This window comes from Nitratidesulfovibrio oxamicus, assembly GCF_015731765.1.
Classification (GTDB): Bacteria; Desulfobacterota; Desulfovibrionia; order Desulfovibrionales; family Desulfovibrionaceae; genus Cupidesulfovibrio; species Cupidesulfovibrio oxamicus.
Genome location: NZ_VRYY01000513.1, coordinates 1 through 1580, shown reverse-complemented (window position 1 = coordinate 1580; position 1580 = coordinate 1). Strand labels below are relative to the sequence as shown.

Below are 1580 nucleotides of genomic sequence, written 5' to 3'. Positions count from 1 at the left end.
GGCACCGCCGTCACCGGTCCCGCCGTCACCGGTCCCGCCAGCGGCGAGGCCCCCCTGCGGCCCGACGCGGAAATCCCCGCGCACGACATGCCGCACGAGGTGGACTGCCCGCCCAAGGTGCTGGCCCGCGGCCCGCTGGGCGTGGCCGCCTACCTGCGCGAAACTCCGCCCTTCGACGACCTGTTCTGGCAGTCCTCGGCCTTTCGGGCGCTGTCCCGCGCCTACGACACCCACGGCGGCTGGGCCGGGCTGATGAACTGGATCAGCCTGCAAAGCGAGTTGGAACTGGTGCGACGCAGCAGCGAGAAGGTGCAGATCATGAGCCTGCACGCGGCCAAGGGGCTGGAGTTCCGTGCGGTGTTCCTGCCCGCGCTGGAAGACGGCATCATGCCCTTCGCCGGGGCGGGCACCCTGACCGGCAAGCCCGACCGCGACGGCGCCAGCCCCGACACGCGCACCGACATGGACGAGGAACGCCGCCTGCTCTATGTGGGCATGACCCGCGCCTCCGAGGGACTGTTCCTCAGCTGCGCCGCGCGCCGCCAGTTGTATGGCCGCGAACTGCGTCTGAAGCCATCGCGCTTTCTGGATGACGTGCCCCTGGAAGGGCTGCGCCGCTCCATGCTGGTGCAGCACCAGAAGCGCAAGGAGCGCCAGCTGTCGCTGATGTGATGCCGCGGGTTCTCGTGCGGCGTGATGCGGCGCGTGTTCTGGCTGCCGCCGTCCGGCAGCCATCCTCCCCACCACGTCGGCAGCCCCCCATACCCCCGCCAACGCAAACGGCCCGGTCATGCCGGGCCGTGGTGTTTTTCGGGGAAGGGGAAGGGGAAGGCATCGGGGCGGCGCGCCGCAGTGCGCCGTCCGTCGTGCGGAAAGACGGTGGCGGGCGGGGCTACTGGGGGCAGCACACCCGGTACACGTAGCGTTCGTACAGGCCGGACACCCTGCCCGCCGTGCGCGGGCTGAGGCCCACGTCGCGCAGGCGACAGTACACGTGCAGGGGATTGAAACGGTGTTGCAGAAAATGCTTCACGTGGCGCATCAAGGTCTCCTGTTCCCCGTCCAGCTCCAGAGCGGCCTATGGTGGTTCCTGACGGCTCATGGCGGTGCGACGGGGGAACGACGTATGCCGTGCATGGCGCGTGCCGGTTCGGCCCGTGGTTTATGGTGGCGGCCCCTTGCGAGGGCGGCACACTGCGGACGACCGGAAAACCGGCGTTACGGGCGGGCGCGGGTGGCACTTTTCTGCCGGGCCGCGCTTGCCGCTCAGGCGGAAAGCCCGTAACCGGAACGGCATGCACGTTCCGCAGGCCCTTACCGCATCGCCTCGGCTTCTGTCCAGAACCGTAGCGGCCCCTTCGTGGATCATTGCGGGCAACGTCCATGATAATTGCGCATTTCTTTCGGGGCGGGTGCACGAGGTGGGGCTGTGCCTGTTCGAGGCCGAAGCCTGCCTTGCCTATACCGACGCCGATCTGCCCCCGGCGCTGGCCGCACTGCCCCTGACCTGGCACGCCCACCTGCCTGTGGACCTGGCCTGGGTGGCCGGGCCGCACGGTGCGCCCGGCGTGGGCGCGGCG

At 69.9% G+C, this 1580-nt stretch carries 2 protein-coding genes and 1 pseudogene; 2 read left to right on the top strand and 1 reads right to left on the bottom strand.

What is annotated here, in order from left to right; all coding sequences use genetic code 11:
• Nucleotides 1–672 (top strand): 3'-5' exonuclease (locus FVW20_RS14740; protein WP_231039139.1); only part of this gene is annotated, 672 nt, incomplete at its 5' end.
• 220 nt (nt 673–892) lie between these two features.
• On the opposite strand, the gene FVW20_RS14735 is transcribed toward FVW20_RS14740, so the two are convergent.
• Nucleotides 893–1042: a hypothetical protein gene (locus FVW20_RS14735; RefSeq protein WP_167126191.1), complete on the bottom strand. Its 150-nt coding sequence runs from the start codon at nt 1040–1042 to the stop codon at nt 893–895.
• Nucleotides 1043–1295: 253 nt separating this feature from the next.
• On the opposite strand from FVW20_RS14735, the pseudogene FVW20_RS14730 reads away from it, so the two are divergent.
• Nucleotides 1296–1580: pseudogene (locus tag FVW20_RS14730) on the top strand (cobamide remodeling phosphodiesterase CbiR); the annotation flags it as partial.

Excerpts from the sequence above, each read along its gene's own strand:
- FVW20_RS14735 (WP_167126191.1), bottom strand. The coding sequence starts at position 1,042 with ATGCGCCACGTGAAGCATTTTCTGCAACACCGTTTCAATCCCCTGCAC.